The organism is Streptomyces sp. NPDC001153 (assembly GCF_053598315.1).
In genome coordinates this window covers 102,411-117,298 of sequence record NZ_JBSFJZ010000022.1, presented here as the reverse complement: position 1 = coordinate 117,298, position 14,888 = coordinate 102,411, and the positions used below count along the sequence as shown (strand labels likewise).

Annotated in this window: 11 protein-coding genes, 1 tRNA gene and 2 pseudogenes; 8 read left to right on the top strand and 6 right to left on the bottom strand. The window is 67.8% G+C overall.

Annotation, left to right across the window (positions count from 1 at the left end; all coding sequences use genetic code 11):
• Window positions 1–96 precede the first annotated feature (96 nt).
• On the top strand, window positions 97–1,134 hold the full coding sequence (gene ku / locus ACWDEN_RS25035) for a non-homologous end joining protein Ku (protein WP_450860166.1): 1,038 nt from the start codon (window positions 97–99) through the stop codon (window positions 1,132–1,134).
• Window positions 1,135–1,185: 51 nt separating this feature from the next.
• Here the strand turns inward: ku and ACWDEN_RS25030 are convergent, their stop codons facing one another.
• From ACWDEN_RS25030 to ACWDEN_RS25015, 4 genes are all read right to left on the bottom strand, one after another.
• Window positions 1,186–1,944: a hypothetical protein gene (locus ACWDEN_RS25030; protein ID WP_450860165.1), complete on the bottom strand. Its 759-nt coding sequence runs from the start codon at window positions 1,942–1,944 to the stop codon at window positions 1,186–1,188.
• 419 nt (window positions 1,945–2,363) lie between these two features.
• Window positions 2,364–2,885 (bottom strand): hypothetical protein, encoded by a 522-nt coding sequence (locus tag ACWDEN_RS25025; protein WP_450860164.1) that lies wholly within the window; start codon window positions 2,883–2,885, stop codon window positions 2,364–2,366.
• A gap of 81 nt (window positions 2,886–2,966) precedes the next feature.
• Entirely contained in the window at window positions 2,967–4,796 is a 1,830-nt protein-coding gene (locus ACWDEN_RS25020; protein ID WP_450860163.1) for an alpha/beta hydrolase, read from the bottom strand.
• A 9-nt stretch (window positions 4,797–4,805) separates the two neighbouring features.
• On the bottom strand, window positions 4,806–5,246 hold the full coding sequence (locus ACWDEN_RS25015; protein WP_450860162.1) for a hypothetical protein: 441 nt from the start codon (window positions 5,244–5,246) through the stop codon (window positions 4,806–4,808).
• A 275-nt stretch (window positions 5,247–5,521) separates the two neighbouring features.
• On the opposite strand from ACWDEN_RS25015, the pseudogene ACWDEN_RS25010 reads away from it, so the two are divergent.
• Window positions 5,522–5,645: pseudogene (locus ACWDEN_RS25010) on the top strand (IS5/IS1182 family transposase); the annotation flags it as partial.
• A 486-nt stretch (window positions 5,646–6,131) separates the two neighbouring features.
• Window positions 6,132–6,541 (top strand): annotated as a pseudogene (locus ACWDEN_RS25005) (tyrosine-type recombinase/integrase); the annotation flags it as partial.
• 138 nt (window positions 6,542–6,679) lie between these two features.
• On the opposite strand, the gene ACWDEN_RS25000 reads toward ACWDEN_RS25005, so the two are convergent.
• Window positions 6,680–7,909, bottom strand: a complete 1,230-nt coding sequence (locus ACWDEN_RS25000; protein WP_450860161.1) for a S53 family peptidase — start codon at window positions 7,907–7,909, stop codon at window positions 6,680–6,682.
• Window positions 7,910–8,697: 788 nt separating this feature from the next.
• Window positions 8,698–8,769 (bottom strand) — tRNA-Arg (locus ACWDEN_RS24995).
• Window positions 8,770–8,945: 176 nt separating this feature from the next.
• On the opposite strand from ACWDEN_RS24995, the gene ACWDEN_RS24990 reads away from it, so the two are divergent.
• The 5 genes from ACWDEN_RS24990 (at window position 8,946) to thrC (ending at window position 14,657) form a co-directional block, all read left to right on the top strand.
• Window positions 8,946–9,530 (top strand): response regulator, encoded by a 585-nt coding sequence (locus ACWDEN_RS24990; RefSeq protein ID WP_450860160.1) that lies wholly within the window; start codon window positions 8,946–8,948, stop codon window positions 9,528–9,530.
• 119 nt (window positions 9,531–9,649) lie between these two features.
• Entirely contained in the window at window positions 9,650–10,711 is a 1,062-nt protein-coding gene (gene nrtL / locus ACWDEN_RS24985) for an ArgS-related anticodon-binding protein NrtL (protein ID WP_450860159.1), read from the top strand.
• Between the two features lie 53 nt (window positions 10,712–10,764).
• The gene (gene lysA / locus ACWDEN_RS24980) at window positions 10,765–12,156 is read left to right on the top strand and encodes a diaminopimelate decarboxylase (protein WP_450860158.1); all 1,392 of its coding nucleotides are present in this window, start codon (window positions 10,765–10,767) and stop codon (window positions 12,154–12,156) included.
• Window positions 12,157–12,299: 143 nt separating this feature from the next.
• A complete protein-coding gene (locus ACWDEN_RS24975) occupies window positions 12,300–13,592 on the top strand; it encodes a homoserine dehydrogenase (protein WP_351612741.1) in 1,293 nt (430 codons plus the stop codon).
• A 6-nt stretch (window positions 13,593–13,598) separates the two neighbouring features.
• Window positions 13,599–14,657, top strand: coding sequence for a threonine synthase (thrC, locus tag ACWDEN_RS24970; protein WP_351612744.1), 1,059 nt, complete (start codon window positions 13,599–13,601; stop codon window positions 14,655–14,657).
• The last annotated feature ends 231 nt before the right edge of the window (window positions 14,658–14,888 follow it).

The following is a 14,888-nucleotide window of genomic DNA, read 5'->3' as shown; positions in this document are numbered from 1 at the left end:
GATGACAATCCCAGAAATACCGGTGAAACTCGTGAAGCCCAGGGAACCAGGCGGAACCGGTCAACCTGCGCAATCGGCAGAGGAAGGGTGCGGCACGTGCGATCCATATGGAACGGCGCCATCTCCTTCGGGCTCGTCAGCATCCCGATCAAGCTGGTGAACGCCACGGAGAGCCACTCGATCTCCTTCCGCCAGATCCACACCGAGGACAACGGCCGCATCCGCTACCGCAAGGTGTGCGAGCTGGAGGACCGCGAGGTCAGCCAGGCCGAGATCGGCAAGGCGTACGAGGACGCGGACGGCACGATCGTCCCGATCACCGACGACGACCTCTCCCACCTGCCGATCCCGACCGCCCGCACGATCGAGATCGTGGCCTTCGTGCCGACCGACCGGATCGACCCGCTCCAGATGGGCGCGGCGTACTACCTGGCGGCCGGCGGGGCCCCCGCGGCCAAGCCGTACACCCTGCTCCGCGAGGCCCTGAAACGCAGCAACAAGGTGGCCATCGCGAAGTACGCCCTGCGCGGCCGCGAACGCCTGGGCATGCTCCGGGTCGTCGGCGACGCCATCGCCATGCACGGCCTGCTCTGGCCGGACGAGGTCCGCGCCCCCGAGGGCGTCGCCCCCGACGCCCACGTCACCATCCGCGACAAGGAGCTCGACCTCGCCGACGCGCTGATGGACACCCTCGGCGAGGTCGACCTGGAAGACCTGCACGACGAGTACCGGGAGGCCCTGGAGGAGGTCATCGCCGCGAAGGCCTCCGGCGAGGCCCCACCCCAGGCCCCGGAGCCGGCCGCCGGCGGCAAGGTGCTGGACCTGATGGCCGCACTGGAGAACAGCGTGCGAGCGGCCCGCGAGTCGCGCGGCGAACAGCCCACCGGGACCGAGGCCGAGGTCAGACCCCTGCCACGCCGGGCCGCCCCCAAGGCCGCGGGCGGCAAGAAGTCCACGTCCACGGCGAAGAGGACGCCCACCGCGAAGAAGCCGGAACCGGCGCGCAAGTCGACGTCCAAGGCGGCGTCCAAGACGGCGTCCAAGGCGGCGTCCAAGACGGTTCAGGGGGCGAAGAAGACGACGGCGAAGAAGACGACGGCGAAGAAGACGGCATCCCGCAAGCGGACGGCATGAGGACCGGGCTGGAACTGGTCAGTCGGTCCAGATCACCCATCTCTCCGGTGGTCAGCCAGATACAGGTGGCGTGGACGATGTCGATGACTGTGACCTGAGGGGCCCGTAGTCGAGCCACGGGTCCTGGAGGAACTCGTTTCGATGGGAGGCGTGGTCCAGAGCGCTGATCCGGAAGTACAGCGCACGTCGCGTCTGCTCGGATGCGTAGTTGCCGCCGATGTTGTGCCCGAGGAGGTAGTGCGCGAGCAGCAGGTCCCCCGCCCGTCCCTTGATCTGCTCGGGCTCGGGCAGGTCGATCGGCGGGTAGGCACAGAACATCTGAGGGCCGTGATCACGGAAGTATGCGGCGTGGGTGAGATGCGTGCCCGGCCAGACCCAGAGGTTGCCGGAGTTCTCCGTGAGCTGGTCGGACATCAGGACACCGGCCAGGAGCGTGAACGTGCCGCGGACCGGCTCGCCGGTCGGCTCCGGGTTGCCGGCATCGATGTGAGGAAGGCCGGGACGGTGCGAGTACGGCGGGATGTTCAGCGCGACCTGGACCTGCCAGGGGACCTCCAGTGTCCCGGTCCCGGCCAGTTCCTCGGCGAGACCGAAGGCGGGGCTGCCGGTCAAAGGCGCCATCAGCGCCGGCTCGTCCTCGGTCCGGAGAAAGTAGAAGTGGCTGCCCTGCTTGCCGGCGGCGGGTGGATGGGCGGCGATGACCTCATCGATCCGCCGGGCCGCCCGGTCCAGAAGATCGTCCTGCACCACCTGCGGAACCACGACGAAGCCCCGCTCGGCGAACTCGTTCATCTGACTGTCGCTCAGCACTCGAGCACCCTAGAGCGACGGCGGCCGTGGCGGCGAAGGGATTTCTGCGTGAAGCCGGTCGTTGAGAGGCGTGGCGGACGTGGTCGAGCGGTTCGTTCCTGATGAGTTGCGGTCGCTGTTTCGACGCGTGCCGGTCACTGAGATCAAACGGCCGTGGCGTGGCCGCCGAGGTCGCGCCGGGGACCGCGGGACGCCGGCCGCGATCATCTCTGTGGCCACCTCGATGACAGCAGCCTGAAGAACCGGTGGCCGAAGAGGCCCGGCTCGCACCGATCCCGCCCCAGCTCCGTGAAGTTGCGGAATTCCTCAGCCCGCTTCATTCCGGCCGGGTCTTCCGGAAGCGGCCGGAGTCTCAGCCTGACTCACCATCACTCTACGCAGGTCAGATACGTCCCTTGAGGCACTCGTACCAGCCGCCCTCAGAAGTGTTGGACCTTCTGACCGTCCGGGACCCTGTAGCAGCCGGACACGACGGTCAGGCTCAGCTTTGGCGGATCGTTCTTGAGCATTTGAACGATGTTTACGCCGACCTTCTTCTCATCATTGTCTGCGGTCAGGCTGATGTCCCTGGCCTTGCTGTTGTTCGGACCGTATTCAACGATCTTCCAGCCATGTTTCTTGAGTTCCGTCTTGAGGTTCTTCATAGCCTTTTCAAGGTCGCCCGGCGAGGCTGGGTAGAAACTCCACGGATGAAAGATTTTGAAGTATTTATCCGGGTCCTTCCCGGAACATTCCAAGACCCCTGACTGACTGTCGGACGCCTTTCCCTTGACGCCGATCAAGTCGTATATTCCACTGGATACTTTTTCTGTTGCATCGGCGGCGTCCAATGAGGTACTCGTGCCGACGGTCGAGGATTCATCGGAGTTCATGCTGCATCCCGTGATAGTGATGAGTGCAAGGGGTGCGGCGAGCACAAGGGTGCTCAGCTTGTCCTTCATGACAGGAGCCTTATTTCGTCGGACTGGACTATTAGTCGGTCATTGCGTCGTCTACATGTCGGCGCCTGCATATCGGCAATACTATTTTTCCCACACGGTGTGCGGTGTATATGGCCTGGTTGGCTCCGGTGCTGCCACTACGTGATCGTATTTCCCGACCACCACCAGAGCCTGATTTTTCAGGCTCTGGGAGCCCTCGTCCCAGTAACCACCGTGCCCCTGGGTGTCCGTCGACATCTGGTTGGCGCCGAAGCTCGAATCGGCAGGAATTTCACGCCCGAAACCGCCGCCATGGATCACGCGGCCGAGCTCTGGAACCGGGTCCCCGTCGGCGTACTCGTTCCACACGTGCCCCTTCGGGACGTCCAGTTGATCGGCGTTGGAAACCTCCACGCCTGGGCTGCCTGCGAAGACGATGTCGTTGGCGTGGAGATCGCCCGTCTGGGCCGCGGCGCCCACGAGGCTCGATCCGTACGAGTGGCCGATCACGGTACGGTGCGGTGCCGAATCGCCGGAATGCGATGCGTCGAGTCCATCGAGGAACTTATTGAAGTCCGGTGCGCCGTCGTATGCGTAGTGAGTGAAAGTCGCGTCTTTCACGACGTCGTTAGGTGCGTCGTAGCCGAGCCAGGTGATTGTGGAGACGGATTTCCCATCCGCTTCATCATGGGCTGCATGCCAGACATTGACCATCCGGTTGATGTTCCCCTTGATGCTGTCCAAATCGGAGGTCGTACCCGGAACGTAGACAGCCTGGTGAACCGCGGTGTCCGGGTTCCCGTTGGCGATGATCGCGCGGCCGTCTCCGTCGGCGCTGAAGCCCAGTAGGTACGCCTCGGGCAGTCCTTTGGTCCCCGTCGTGTCGAAACGCTCCTGTATCGCGTCCATGCCGTCAATCCCCTTGTGCATCTTCTCCCGTTCGGCTTCCCATTCCTCCCACGCCGGGAGTTCCTCCTTCCCCTGCTTCACCCCGGTGTGCATGTTGATATGGTCCTGGTACCGCGGAGGCTCAGGGTGATCCTGCAACCAGGCGTCGTATCTGACCTGTGCGACACCGTGCGCCTCGGAGAGCACTGTCCGGTTGGCCTCATCCCGAACCGTGGCAGGGAGTCCGTCGAGCGCGCCGACCGAGTCGGGACGCATGGAGATCCACGCGGCCTGCTGCTCCGGACTGAGCCCCTTCCACCACTTCGCGTTGTCCGCCGGTCTGCCGTTCTTGGGCGGTTGCGGCAGCGAGTCGAGGTACTCCTTGCCCGCGTCGCGCACCCCGCTCGTGTCCGAGGACGCGTCGGCAAGGTCCTTGTCGGAGACGGTGAGATCGTCGTCCGCCTTCAGCGCCCGCAGCTTCGGCGCCCACTTCTCGTCGGACTCCGTCGCCTCCTTGAGGGCGCAGGCGATCTCATCCGCGTAGTCCAGGGCGAGGCGGTGGTTCGGATTGGGGTCTAGGTTGGCGGACTGACGACTCACTGCCGCGACCATGCCCTCGAACAGGCCGCCCGCCGTGCCGCTGACCGTGCCGCCGCCGGGGACCTTTCCGTCCGTATCCTTCTCCCCGCCCGCGGGATAGGTGATCGAGCCGTCGGCGTTCACGGTGAGCTTCGCCGCCTGCGCGCCGTCGATGGCCGCTTGAAGCTTCTTCTTGGCCGCTTCGATCTCGTACGAAAACGCCTCGAGAGCCGTACTGACCAGTCCGCATTCGATCTGGATGTAGTGGAAGTTCTTGCCCAGCTCCGACAGTTGGCCGATCGCCGCGGTCGCGGCCTCGCTGCTGAGGGAGTTCCTCATGGCCACGGAGATCTCGTTCTCGATGCGGTCCTTGGCCGCGCCGGCCATGTCACTGGTGCTGCGGTATCCGTCGGCCGCGTCCAGAAACTCTTTGGGGTCGAGCGCCTTCAGGGTTGCAAGGTCCATGACTTCTGGTCACCGCCCCTTGTCCTGGCCGCCGACCGCCGGCGTATCCGCGTAGTCCACCTTGAGGTTGCCGATCTCGGCCTTGACGGACTCATCGGTCTTCAACTGGTCATTGCCGACTTTGTCCAGCAGGTCCGAAAGCCTGCCGCAGCGCCCGCTCACAGCCTTGACGTAGCGATCCCACGAGTCGTGGACTTCCTTCTGAGCCCCGGACGTCTGGCAGCCGCTCTCCGCGACAAAGCCCTTCTGCCCGTCCGTCAGCTTTCCGAGCGCCGTGGTGATGGAGCCGCTGAGCGAGCCGACGGCCTGGCCTGCCTTGGACCAGGCCGGCTTGTTCGACACCAGAGTGCCGGATCCTCCCGGGTCCGACGGCACATGGTTCAACTGCATGTGCGCACCGTCCCCGTTGGCCGCGGCTGCTTTGAGCTGCTCCCACTCGTCCCACGCCATGCGTGTTTCCTCCCCCGTGTCCGCAGTGCCACAGTGCGGTGATCGACTCACACCGTAGCCGGAAGGTCGCCGTACCGCATCGGCGTCAGTCCCCACGGCGGCTGAGTATCCGTACTCATGTGTGTGGCGAGCGTGGCCGCGTTGCCTGTCGGGCCCTCAGTGAACCTCTTCGGCCTGTCCACCGATCGGGTGACGGCTTTTGGACCGTAACGAGCAGGGCCCCCGGCTGTTGGGCGAGATGTCTGACGTCTCAACCACCCGGCAAGGGAGCCCTGTTGGCCACTCATCCTTGCGCACTGGACCTCACGCATTGCCCTCGTTGAGTGGGTAACGATGCTGATTGTCACCCGCGAGGGTGACCGACGATGCAAGCTCCGCCCCTCCCAGCGGGCCCTGGTGGTCTCCTGACGATATAGCTCGCAAAACGGTCGGCATTACGCCCCGGTACCCGGACTACCCAGGAAAGCCGACCAACGGCAACGCCCTCGATGTCGAAGTCGTGAATGCCTTCCTCTCTCGACCAACTGAGATGGCGGAGGTGGCTCGGCAGATACGGCATGGCCTCACCACGGGTGAGTTTCAGGAAATGCTGCCGGAGGCCGACGAGGAAAGAAGACGACTACAGCGACCCCGAGGGCGGGTTGCTGATCCGCCGCCACAGAACTCGCGAACAGGACAAACGTTTGCGTAACGGAAAGATCGATTCCGTGTTGCGTCAAGGGCGCTGGCTCTTCTGTGAGGCCTGCGGCTGCGACTTCGAGGCGACGTACGGCCGGCGGGGCGTCGGATACATCGAGTGTCATCACTGGTGGGGGTGGCGGCGTGGAGCGGGAACTACTCGAACGGCTGCTGGTTGGCGACCACGAGGCGGCCGCGGCCGCTCTGGGTGCGAAGAATCGGCCGACTGAGGACGTTCGGCGTGTGCCCATTCCGCCTCAGCTTGTCACGGTGCTTCACGATCACTTCGCCACGTTCGGCACGGCGGAAGACGGGCGGCTCTTCTTCAGTGAGAAGGGCTCGGTGGTCCCGTCCTCGACCTACTACCGCGTGTGGCAGAGGCTCGGCTCCTGGCGCTCCCGCCGGCCGTCGCGGCCTCGCCGCTCGCGAGCAGGCCGTACGACCTTCGGCACTCGGCGCTGTCGACGTGGCTCAATGCCGGGGTCGACCCGACTGAGGTCGCCGAACGCGCCGGCAACAGCGTTGAGGTCCTGCTGACCCGGTACGCGAAGTGCCTCGACGGTCGGCAGGACGTGGCCAACCGGCGTATCGAGGACCTGCTTCGCGAGTACGAGTGAATCCGCTTGAACAAGTTCGAGGCCCCTGGAATCCGCCTTGCGTCCAGGGGCCTCGCCGTTGGTACTGCGCGTCAACGTGGCCCGGCGCCCTGGGCGCCGTGGTACGCCGGGCGCCCGCGCCTCGGGGACAGGATGCGGTCAGCCCGCCTTGGCGAGGGCCGGGACGAAGCGGGCCGCGTCGATCGTTCCGACGCCGGTCGCCATGTCGTAGCCCTTCACCGCGGTGTAGCCGGTGACTCCCGCGTAGCTGTTGTTCGTGCCGTCCTTCACGTCCACGATCCCGGTGGACGGGTTCGACGAGGACTTCGCGTACAGCGAGTACAGCGCCTTGTGGATGTCTCCCAGCCGGTGCCCGGCAACCTGGTCGGCCAGGGCCACGATTCCTGCGAAGAGCGGGCTGGCCTCGCTGGTGCCGACGTAGACCTCCCAGCCGACGCGCTTCGGGTCGTAGCTGGAGTACACCCATCCGCCGCCCTTCAGCGCGGCGGACATGGAGACGTCCGGGGTGCTGCGGTGATTGCCGACCACCCCGTTCTGATACGAGGGACGGGCGAAGACGTGGGACTGGCCGCCGCCGCTGGCGCCGTGGTCGTTGTAGACGCTGTCCGGCGCGATGCGGTTGCCGTTGGCGTCCAGGTGCAGCTGGGTGCCGCCGACCGAGACCACCAGGGGGTCGTCGGTCGGCCAGGCGTTGACCCTGTACGGATAGGTTGTCTGGCCGTTCGAGGTGGTGTCGGTGGGTCCGCTGTCGCCGGAAGCGTCGGTGACGGTCACACGGTGCTTGGCCGCGTCCTTGTAGGCGTACCGCAGGTTCTGGATGCTGGAGAAGTCACCCTTGCTGAAGCCGGGGAAGTTGTTCTCCGCCACGCCCCAGCTCTGGCTGATCACATCGCCCACGCCGCGGTCGATGAGCGACTTCTCGGCGTCCATGACCTCTCGCAGGCCGGTGGTGCCGTCCCCGATCCGGCCGACCCCGGTCTCCGCCAGGACGATGTGCGCGTCCGGGGCGACGGCATGTGCCATCTCCACGTCGAGGGTGGTCTCCCCGGCCCAGCCGAGCTGGTCGGAGTCGCTGGGGTCGAAGCGCGGGACGTTGCCCCACTTGACCACGTCGACATGGGTGCTCTTCATGCCGAACCGGGCGCTGTAGACATCCAGGTCCTTCTGGATGGTCGGCGAGCCGAACGGATCCACGATCACGATCGTGCGCCCCTTGCCGGTCACTCCTGCCTTGTACAGCGGGTTCAGGTTGTACGCCTGGCGGTACTGGAGCGCGTTGTAGCAGTCGAACCCCCACTTCTCCCGGCACTGCGCAGTGGTCATCAGGCTGCCGGGCGCGCTCTTCGATTGCTGTCCGGCCGCCGGCACGGGCTTGACTTCTTGCGCCGGTTGCCCGGGTGCAGCGACGGCGACGGAACCAGACAAAAGCCCTGTTATCGCTGCGAGACTGGTGAGGCTGGTGATCCAGGCTGCGGCGGCCGCGGTGCGCCGCCGCGCGTGAATCCTGCGCATAGATGCTCCTCGTAGTGGACTAGACCATGCTCGGCCGTGGTCTGCGATCCCACCGCGAGGCCGTCCGTGAGGCAAGGGATTGACCCTGTGTGGCTTGTCACTGCTTCGTCCGCTTCGATCACCTATGTCCATGCCGAGCGCGTCCCGCGCGGCCTGGGCAACCCATCGACGGCACGCATGCCGGCCTGGCTGTCGCACGGCTTCAGTCCAGGTGGCAGCGGGGCTTTCGCGTGTTGGGTTGTCTCCTGCGCAGTAGCGACTGGTTCGGTGCCCGCTGTGTCGGTTTTATGAGATAGCTCGGCTCTGACCGCTTCATGAGATACGTCACGGTCTGACCTCCGAAGAGGAGGCGACGCTTGAGCGGGATCGGGTGCCGCTGGAGCCGGGCCTGGCGCCACGCGCCCACTTGGTGCCGAGCGGAGCGGTTGGTGGCGTCCGAGCCCTCGGAGGGACGGCGGCCGGATGCAGCTGACGGTCCGTCGAATATGGCGGCTGACCTCGGTGGACGCTGCAAGATCCCGTCCACGCCTCGTCCACAGACCCCGACATGCGGCCGCTTCGGGCCGCATACGGCTGCACAAACGCGAAGACCCCGGCCTCAGCGTTTCCGCTGGTGACGGGGTCTTTGGGCACCTCATGCTGGGTGCCCCCGGCAGGATTCGAACCTGCGCACACGGCTCCGGAGGCCGTTGCTCTATCCCCTGAGCTACGGGGGCGTGTCGGTTGCGGAGCTCTTCGCTCGCGGCGACGGGTAGAACACTATCAGGTCGGGCGGGGTGATCAGGAACCCGTTTCCAGGGGGCGGGCAGGGTGGGCCGGGGCGGGTCCCCTGTACGGGGTGGAAGTGGGGAAAACCCGGACGCGGTGGCCGGTCCGGACCTACTCTCGAGTTGTGCCAGGCGCCTCGGGTCGGGTGCTTGTTGTGGACGACAACAAGGTCATCCGGCAGCTGATCAGGGTCAACCTCGAGCTGGAAGGTCTCGAGGTCGTGACCGCGGCCGATGGTGCCGAGTGTCTGGATGTGGTGCACCAGGTGCGGCCCGATGTCGTGACCCTCGACGTCGTCATGCCCCGGCTGGACGGCCTGCGCACCGCCGCCCGGCTCCGCGCCGATCCCCGTACGCATCATCTGCCCGTCGCCATCATCAGCGCGTGCACGCAGTACGAGGTCGACACCGGCCTCGACGTCGGCGTGGACGCCTTCCTCGCCAAGCCCTTCGAGCCTGCCGAGCTCGTACGACTCGTCAAGCACCTCATCGAGCGCGGGGGCGGGGGCGACGGGGGAGATGAGCGCGGGGGAGGGCAGGGAGGGCACCGCGGCGGTGGCGGTGGCGGGGGTGGTGGCAGTGACGGAGATGGTGAGGGGGGCGGGGGAGGGGACGGTGTCGATGGAGACGCGGGGGACGGCAGGGTTCCCGGGGGCTTCGGCGATGGGATCTCCGATGGCGTACCGGGTGGGATTTCGTCCGGTGGGTAGTTCGTCCGGTGGGTAAGTGGCCGGGTACGGATCCGTCGGGAGTCCGGGCCCATCGGAACGCCGTCCCACAGTGAGAACCACCTCGCCTCCCCACCTCCTTCCTCCCCTACGCTTGTCCCGTGACCCCCGTCGAGTTGTCCCGCACCGTGCTGCACGCGGTGCGTTGTGCTGTCGACGACGGGGAGCTGAGTGTGGCCGTGCCCGATCGGGTCGTGGTGACCGAGCCGGGGCCCGGGGGGTGCGGGGACTTCGCCACCAACGTCGCCCTGCAGCTCGCCCGGCCGGCCGGGCAGCCCCCGCGGCGGGTCGCCGAGATTCTGCGGCCCCGGCTCATCGGTGCCGATGGCATCCGGGACGTCGTCGTGACCGGGCCGGGGTTTCTCAACATCCGGCTCGACGAGCGGGCCGACCTCGTCGCCGGGCTCGTCCGGGAGATCCGGGACCGTGGTGCCGCCTACGGGCACGGGGACGCCCTCGCCGGGCAGGTCGTCGCGCTGCGGGTGCCGTACGAGGTGCGGGCCGAGGTCGTCGCGGACGCCGTCGTGCGGATCATCGCCACGCAGGGCGGGCGTGCCACCGTCGAGCACGGTGAGCCCGTCAATCTGCGGCCCGTGCCCGCGCCGGAGGATCCCGCGCCGCTGGGCCACGACGCCTCCCAGTGGGCCCTGCTGCATCCCGCCCCGCACGACCGGCCCCGGATCACCGCCGATCATCTGATCCAGCGGGAGAGCAATCCGCTGTTCCGGGTGCGGTACGCCCATGCCCGTATCCGGTCCCTCAGCCGCAACGCCGACCGCCTGGGCTTCGCCGCCGAGCCCGGCCCGCTCGACACCAGCCCCTTGGCTGACGCCGCCCTGCCCAACGCCCGCCAGGACCACACCCCCTCGGCCACCCCCGCCGAGGCCGACGGCAATCGCACCCCCCGCGACCTCCTCACCCCCCTGGCCGACCACCCCCGCATCCTCACCGCGGCCGCCACCCACCGTGCCCCGGACCGGCTTGCCCGGCATCTCGTCACCGTCGCCGATGCCGTGCTGCCCTTCCTGCCCTCCGTGTTGCCCTGCGGCGAGGAGAAACCCTCGGCCGCCCACCGCGCCCGGCTCGCCCTCGCCGAAGCCGCCGGGACGGTGCTGGCCGGTGGCCTGTCCCTGCTCGGCATCGACGCACCCGAACACCTCTGAGGCCTCTCGCGAGAGATGCCCGGAGAGAGACAGAGAGTCTGAGAGTCACCGTCATGAGCCGTTCCGCCCATCCCGCCGGGCCCCGCCACGCCGACGTGCTGCCCGAGGGGCACTACTCCGCGCCGCCCGCCGACCTCAACGTCCTCGACCACAAGGTGTGGTCCCAGACCGTCGGGCGCAACGCCGACGGGGTCGTCACCGTCGGCGGCGTGGATGTGAAGACCCTCGCCGAAGAGCACGGCACCCCCGCCTACATCCTCGACGAGGCCGACTTCCGGGCACGCGCGCGTGCGTGGCGTACCGCCTTCGGGGCCGACGCCGACGTGTTCTACGCCGGGAAGGCGTTCCTGTCCCGGGCCGTCGTGCGGTGGCTCCATGAGGAAGGACTCAACCTCGACGTGTGCTCCGGGGGTGAGCTGGCCACCGCCCTGTCCGCCGGTATGCCGGCCGAGCGCATCGCCTTCCACGGCAACAACAAGTCCGTGGAAGAGATCGAACGGGCCATCCGCGCCGGTGTCGGGCGGATCGTGCTCGACTCCTTCCAGGAGATCGTGCGCGTCGCCCACATCGCGCAGTCCCTGGGCAAGCGGCAGAAGGTCCAGATTCGGATCACCGTCGGGGTCGAGGCTCATACGCACGAGTTCATCGCCACCGCCCATGAGGACCAGAAGTTCGGGATCCCGCTGGCCGGGGGGCAGGCCGCGGAGGCCGTGCGGCGGGCGCTGCAGCTCGACGGGCTCGAGCTGATCGGGATCCACTCGCACATCGGGTCGCAGATCTTCGACATGTCCGGCTTCGAGGTCGCCGCCCATCGTGTCGTCGGGCTGCTGAAGGACATCCGCGACGAGCATGGCGTCGAGCTGCCCGAGATCGACCTGGGAGGCGGGCTCGGCATCGCCTACACCAGCGACGACGACCCCCGCGAGCCCCACGAGATCGCCAAGGCGCTCACCGAGATCGTCACGCGCGAGTGCGAGGCCGCCCGGCTGCGCACCCCGCGCATCTCCGTCGAGCCCGGGCGCGCCATCGTCGGGCCGACGGCCTTCACGCTCTACGAGGTGGGCACCGTCAAGCCGCTGGACGGGCTGCGGACGTACGTGTCCGTCGACGGCGGTATGTCCGACAACATCCGCACCGCCCTGTACGACGCCGAGTACAGCGTCGCCCTCGTGTCCCGGACCTCCAGTGCCGAGCCCATGCTCGCCCGCGTCGTCGGCAAGCACTGCGAGAGCGGGGACATCGTGGTCAGGGACGCGTTCCTGCCGGCCGACCTGGCGCCGGGGGATCTCATCGCCGTACCGGCCACCGGTGCGTACTGCCGGTCCATGGCCAGCAACTACAACCATGTGCTGCGACCGCCGGTGGTCGCCGTGAAGGACGGCGAGGCGCGGGTGATCGTGCGGCGTGAGACGGAGGAGGACCTCCTGCGTCTCGACGTCGGATAGCCCACCGACGGGGCTGGAAGATCTCCGGTCTTCCGGCCCCGTGCCCATGAAATACATGTCTCACGATCCGGACGAAGGGTAGAAACTCCCGTCCGGTGAGTGAGACTGGTCCAACCGTAGACGGTATGAGGAAACGAGGTCGGATGATGCGTACGCGTCCGCTGAAGGTGGCGCTGCTGGGCTGTGGGGTTGTCGGCTCAGAGGTGGCGCGCATCATGACGACGCACGCCGACGACCTCGCCGCCAGGATCGGCGCTCCCGTGGAGCTGGCGGGGGTCGCCGTACGGCGGCCGTCCAAGGTCCGCGAGGGCATCGACCCCGGCCTCGTCACCACCGACGCCACCGCCCTCGTCAAACGCGGGGACATCGATGTGGTGGTGGAGGTCATCGGGGGTATCGAGCCCGCGCGGACGCTCATCACCACCGCCTTCGAGCACGGGGCCTCCGTCGTCTCCGCCAACAAGGCCCTGCTCGCCCAGGACGGGGCCGCCCTGCACGCCGCCGCCGAGGAGCACGGCCGGGACCTCTACTACGAGGCCGCCGTGGCCGGCGCCATCCCGCTGATCCGCCCGCTGCGCGAGTCCCTGGCCGGGGACAAGATCAACCGGGTGATGGGGATCGTCAACGGTACGACCAACTTCATCCTCGACAAGATGGACTCCACGGGCGCCGGGTACCAGGAGGCGCTCGACGAGGCCACCGCGCTCGGGTACGCGGAGGCCGACCCGACCGCCGACGTCGAGGGCTTCGACGCCGCCGCCAAGGCCGCCATCCTCGCCGGGATCGCCTTCCACACGCGCGTGCGCCTCGACGACGTCTACCGCGAGGGCATGACCGAGGTCACCGCCGCCGACTTCCGCTCGGCGAAGGAGATGGGCTGCACCATCAAGCTGCTGGCCATCTGCGAGCGCTCGAAGGACGGGGCGTCCGTCACCGCGCGCGTGCATCCCGCCATGATTCCGCTGACCCACCCGCTCGCCTCCGTGCGCGGCGCGTACAACGCCGTCTTCGTGGAGAGCGATGCCGCCGGGCAGCTGATGTTCTACGGCCCCGGCGCCGGCGGTTCCCCGACCGCCTCCGCCGTGCTCGGCGACCTCGTCGCCGTGTGCCGCAACCGGCGGGGCGGCGCGACGGGCCCCGGTGAGTCGGCGTACGCCGCCCTGCCCGTCTCGCCCATGGGCGAGGTCGTCACGCGCTACCACATCAGCCTCGACGTCGCGGACAAACCTGGTGTTCTCGCCCAGGTCGCGACCGTGTTCGCCGAGCACGGGGTGTCGATCGATACGGTGCGCCAGCAGGGCAAGGACGGCGAGGCCTCCCTCGTCGTCGTCACCCACCGTGCGTCCGACGCCTCCCTCACCGGGACCGTCGAGGCGCTGCGCAAGCTCGACACCGTGCGGGGTGTCGCCAGCATCATGCGGGTTGAAGGAGAGTAACCAGCAATGACCCACCAGTGGCGCGGAATCATCGAGGAGTACCGGGACCGGCTGCCGGTATCCGACAGCACGCCGGTCGTGACGCTCCGCGAGGGCGGCACGCCCCTCGTACCCGCGCAGGTGCTCTCCGAGCGCACGGGCTGCGAGGTCCACCTGAAGGTGGAGGGCGCCAACCCCACGGGGTCCTTCAAGGACCGCGGCATGACCATGGCCATCTCCAAGGCGAAGGAGGAGGGGGCCAAGGCCGTCATCTGCGCCTCCACCGGCAACACCTCGGCCTCCGCCGCCGCTTACGCCGTGCGGGCCGGCATGGTTTCGGCCGTTCTCGTCCCGCAGGGCAAGATCGCCCTCGGCAAGATGGGCCAGGCCCTCGTGCACGGCGCGAAGATCCTCCAGGTCGACGGCAACTTCGACGACTGCCTCACCCTCGCGCGCTCGCTGAGCGAGAACTACCCGGTGGCGCTGGTCAATTCGGTCAACCCGGTGCGTATCGAGGGCCAGAAGACGGCCTCCTTCGAGATCGTGGACATGCTCGGGGACGCCCCCGACATCCACGTCCTGCCGGTGGGCAACGCGGGCAACATCACCGCCTACTGGAAGGGCTACAAGGAGTACGCCGCCGACGGGATCGCCACGAAGACCCCGCGCATGTGGGGCTTCCAGGCCTCCGGCAGCGCGCCGATCGTGCGCGGCGAGGTGGTCAAGGACCCGTCGACCATCGCCACCGCCATCCGCATCGGCAACCCCGCCTCCTGGCAATACGCCCTCGCCGCGCGCGACGAGTCGGGCGGCGCCATCGACGAGGTGACGGACCGTGAAATCCTGCGCGCCTACCGCCTGTTGGCCGCGCAGGAGGGCGTCTTCGTGGAGCCCGCCTCCGCGGCCTCCGTGGCCGGTCTGCTGAAGGCCGCCGAGCAGGGCAAGGTCGACCCGGGGCAGCGCATCGTGTGCACCGTCACGGGCAACGGCCTGAAGGACCCCGACTGGGCGGTCGCCGGAGCCCCGCAGCCGGTCACCGTCCCGGTCGACGCGACGGCCGCCGCCGAGCGCCTCGGCCTGGCTTGAACCCCGGAAAACCCTGACAGGGTGCACAGGGGGCTTGCGACACGCATCGTGCGCCTCCTGTGCGCCCTATGTCGCCACAGAACCTTCCTTCGATAGGCTGTACTGAACCCGCCCGCTGCATATGCCTGGCATATGGCTGCGCATATGGGCGACGCCGCGCCGTCTGCGCGGCCGGAGGGTCTCCACGTACGTATCGAATGTCTTCGACAGTCACGCAGCTCAAGGAGAGTC